The sequence below is a fragment of the Mesorhizobium sp. P3_A2 genome, assembly GCF_056403115.1.
In genome coordinates this window covers 1-3,494 of the sequence record NZ_JBFUGC010000038.1, presented here as the reverse complement: position 1 = coordinate 3,494, position 3,494 = coordinate 1, and the positions used below count along the sequence as shown (strand labels likewise).

Annotated in this window: 3 protein-coding genes and 2 pseudogenes; 3 read left to right on the top strand and 2 right to left on the bottom strand. The window is 65.2% G+C overall.

Annotated features, from left to right (window positions below; all coding sequences use genetic code 11):
* Positions 1 to 191, bottom strand: a pseudogene (locus AC1DXM_RS31850) (IS5/IS1182 family transposase); the annotation flags it as partial.
* A 322-nt stretch (positions 192 to 513) separates the two neighbouring features.
* Between AC1DXM_RS31850 and AC1DXM_RS31845 the strand changes: the two are divergent.
* From AC1DXM_RS31845 to AC1DXM_RS31835, 3 genes are read left to right on the top strand one after another with little or no spacing between them, the layout of a single operon-like run.
* Complete coding sequence (locus AC1DXM_RS31845) at positions 514 to 1,080, top strand: sigma-70 family RNA polymerase sigma factor (RefSeq protein WP_352555779.1); 567 nt, start codon at positions 514 to 516, stop codon at positions 1,078 to 1,080.
* Positions 1,081 to 1,094: 14 nt separating this feature from the next.
* Positions 1,095 to 1,763 carry an anti-sigma factor gene (locus AC1DXM_RS31840; protein ID WP_477239513.1) on the top strand — a complete coding sequence of 223 codons (669 nt, stop codon included), beginning with the start codon at positions 1,095 to 1,097 and terminating at the stop codon, positions 1,761 to 1,763.
* The gene (locus AC1DXM_RS31835; RefSeq protein ID WP_477239511.1) at positions 1,753 to 3,177 is read left to right on the top strand and encodes a S8 family serine peptidase; all 1,425 of its coding nucleotides are present in this window, start codon (positions 1,753 to 1,755) and stop codon (positions 3,175 to 3,177) included. Before AC1DXM_RS31840 ends, AC1DXM_RS31835 begins: the two co-directional genes overlap by 11 nt.
* A gap of 10 nt (positions 3,178 to 3,187) precedes the next feature.
* On the opposite strand, the pseudogene AC1DXM_RS31830 reads toward AC1DXM_RS31835, so the two are convergent.
* Positions 3,188 to 3,494: pseudogene (locus AC1DXM_RS31830) on the bottom strand (hypothetical protein); the annotation flags it as partial.

Here is a 3,494-nt window from a genome sequence, read left to right as displayed (position 1 = left end):
GCCCTGAACATCACCAGCGAATTGTACGCAGGCCGCCCTGGCCCAGCCGGCGAGCGCAGCCGCGCCAGGATCTTCTCGAAGCGATACCACTTCACCAGCGACGACAGCCGGTCCAGCCGACCGCTCCGACCAAGACCCTGTGGCAGCAGAGCCTCCACAAAACTGAACTGACCGCTCGGCTTTGTCGTCATCGCAAAATCCCCGTTTCAAAAACAGGGAATCACATCCACCCAATTTTGCAACAGTCCCCTTGTGGGGGAAGGTGGATCGGCGCGATAGCGCCGAGACGGATGAGGGGTGTTCCAGAAGACACCAACGTCTCACTCCGCTGGAACACCCCTTATCCGTCGCCTTCGGCGACACCTTCTCCCACACGGGGAGAAGGGAAAAAGGCGCACCACTGGCAACACTCCCTCTCTTCGGTTAGCTTCGCCAAAATTCCTTGGCGGAAGGATGAACCTTTTTGGACCGATCGGCGACAGAGCAGACAGGAGCCAGGCGGCTCGACCGGCCATGACAGCAGCGACCGAGACTGATCGCGCGCTTGTCGACCGGGTCGCGAAGGGCGACCGTGCCGCTGTTCGGCTGCTGTTCATGCGTCACCACGCGCGGGTCTACCGCTTCGTGGCGCGCCAGACGGGATCGGAAATGATGGCCGACGATATCGCAAACGAGGTCTTTCTTGAGCTGTGGCGCCAGGCGCCCGGCTTCGAAGGACGCTCGGAAGTCTCGACCTGGCTGCTCGGCATCGCCCGCTTCAAAGCGCTGTCGATGTTGCGCAAGAAAAAGGAAGACTGGATCGACGACGACGATGCGGCGCAGGTTCCCGACAGCGCCGACACGCCGGAAGTCGCGACCATGAAGGAAGACAAGGGCGCCGCCTTGCGCCGTTTCGTCGATGCCTTGCCCGAAGAACACCGCTCGGTGATCGACCTTGCCTATTACCACGGACAGTCGGTGACGGAGATCGGCGAGGTGCTCAACATCCCGGTCGCCACCGTCAAGACCCGTATGTTCTACGCCCGCAAGAAACTCGGCGAAGCCTTGAAGGCGGCCGGTTACGACAGGGGGTGGCCATGAGCAATCCTGAAGATATGAGCGCCGCTGAAAAAATGTCGCGCCGCGACGAAATGGAAACGCTGCTGCCGTTCTACCTGAACGGCTCGCTGGAAGGCTCCGACCTCGAAGCCGTCGAGGAATGGCTGGCGAGCGATCCGGCCGCGATGGCAGCCCTTGGCGAGGCCGAGGCCGAATTCTCGGGCACCACCGCCGCCAACGAAGCGATCCGGCCGCCGGCCGATGCACTCAGCCGCTTTGCCAAGGCGCTCGACGCCGAGGCCGGGACGGTGCGTGCGCCAGCGGGCCGCTCTTGGCTGGGGCAGGCGCTCGATCGTTTCATGGCGGTGCCGGTCGGTGTCGCCTGGGCGGCAGCCGCTGTCTTGCTGGCGCTCGTCGTGGTGCAGTCCTACGTGCATACCGGCGGCAAGGGCAATGATTTCGAGATTGCCGGGGCCGAGGATGATCTGGCGAAACTGCCGTTCGCCCTGGTCAAGTTCAAGCCGGAAGCGAAGATGTCCGACATCGCCGCCTTCCTCGACCAGAACGGGCTGAAGATCGCCGGCGGGCCCACCGCTTCGGGCGTCTTCCGCATTGCCCTCCCGGCCAAGACCGGAGCAGACTATACCAAGTTGCTCGGCCTTATTGCCGCCCAGCCTTTCGCTGAGACTGTGATCGAGGGAAGGAAACCGGTTGATGGCAGCTAAGGCGGTCATTCGATTTGCAATCCTTGCGGCGGCGATGACAATCGCCGCCGTGCCCGTTTCAGCGCAGACCAACGCTCCCAATGCCGGCCGCACAAAGACCGACTGCACCGGCGCGGCCGGTGCGGCGGCTGCCGACTGCCCCAAGGACGATAAGGGTGCGAATGGCGGAGGGGGCGGCGGCCAGGGCGCTGTCGTCCTTCCGGCGCTGATCGTCGACCTGTTTCCCAATCCGCCCGCTTCCGCGGCGCCCGTACCGACGCCACGGCCGTCGGCGCCGCCTGCCGACACCCAGGCTGGACCGCCGGCCGGTGGGCCTATCGTTTCGCCAACCGATCTTGTCGCGACCGCTCCGCGGCGTGCCATCGCCGGCGCGTTCGTGCCCGACGAGGTGCTGGTGACTGTCGATGGTGACGCCGGCGCTGTCCAGCAGATCGCCGCCTCCTTCGGCCTCGAAGTGCGCTCTCAGCGCCAGTCGCGGCTGCTCGGCACCACGCTGGTGCGCTTCGGCATTCCCGACGGCCGCCCGGTCGGCACCGTGCTGGCGCAGCTGGCCGCCGATGGCCGCACCCAGCGGCGCGAGCCGAACCATATCTATTCGCTGCAGCAGGCGGCCGGCATCGTCAACTATGCCTTCGAGCGCATCCAGCTGGACAACAAGCAAGCCAGCGGCGAGAATGTGCGCGTCGCCGTCATCGACACCGGCATCGACGACACCAATCCCGCGCTGGCCGGCGTCATTGCCGACCAGTTCGACGCCATGCCGGAAGTGCCGATCGAAAAGCGCGACCATGGCACCTCGGTCGACGGGCTGATCGCCGGTGTCGGCGCGCTCGAAGGCATGGCGCCCGGGGCAAGGATCTATCATGCGCGCGCCTTCGAGGATGGCAGGTCGACCATGGATGTCATCCTGTCGGCGCTCGACTGGGCGGCGGAGCAGAATGTCAGCATCATCAATATGAGCTTCGTCGGCCCCAAGAACGATCTGCTCGCCACCGCTTGCCGCAATGCGCGCGGGCTCGGCATCATCCTGGTTGCGGCGGCCGGCAACAACGGGCCGAAGGCGCCCTATGGTTACCCCGCCGCCTATCCCGGCGTCATCGCGGTGACCGCCACCGACGCCAAGGACGGGCTGATGCCGCAGGCCAATCGCGGCGCCTACGTCTTCATCTCGGCGCCCGGCGTTGAGATGGTGGCGCCGAGCGGCGCCGGCTCGGACGTCGTCACCGGCACCTCGTTTGCCGCCGCGATCGTCTCCGGCGCCATCGCCAATTTGATCCACGCCGCGCCCGAGCGCTCGGCCGACGACATCGAAAAGGCGCTGGCCGCCACCGCCCGGGATCTCGGCCCGAAGGGCCGCGACAAGGATTTCGGCTATGGGCTGCTGGACATCAAAGCGGCCGAAGCGGCGAAATAGTGTGGTCTCTTCAAACGGCCAGTGCGCGCAGAGACATCTGGCGTGTCCTGTCGAGGTAGTCGGTCAGGTGCGCTGTGAGTTCGCGCGCGTCATCCTCGGCGCCGTGGATGAAGCTCGATTTCCGGCGACGCAGATATGGCAGACCCACCACATAGACCCCGGGAACGTCAGCAACGCCTCGATCGTGCTTCAGGTCGCCCTTGCGATCGAAGATCGGCAAATCCAGCCATGAAAAATCCGGCCGAAAACCGGTGGCCCATAGCACCGTGCGAACGTCTTCGCCGAGTTTGAGTTTCAGTTGCGGCGCCGCGTCGATT

Coding starts and splice junctions, on each gene's coding strand:
- AC1DXM_RS31835 (WP_477239511.1), top strand. CDS start 1,753: ATGGCAGCTAAGGCGGTCATTCGATTTGCAATCCTTGCGGCGGCGATG.
- AC1DXM_RS31845 (WP_352555779.1), top strand. CDS start 514: ATGACAGCAGCGACCGAGACTGATCGCGCGCTTGTCGACCGGGTCGCG.
- AC1DXM_RS31840 (WP_477239513.1), top strand. CDS start 1,095: ATGAGCGCCGCTGAAAAAATGTCGCGCCGCGACGAAATGGAAACGCTG.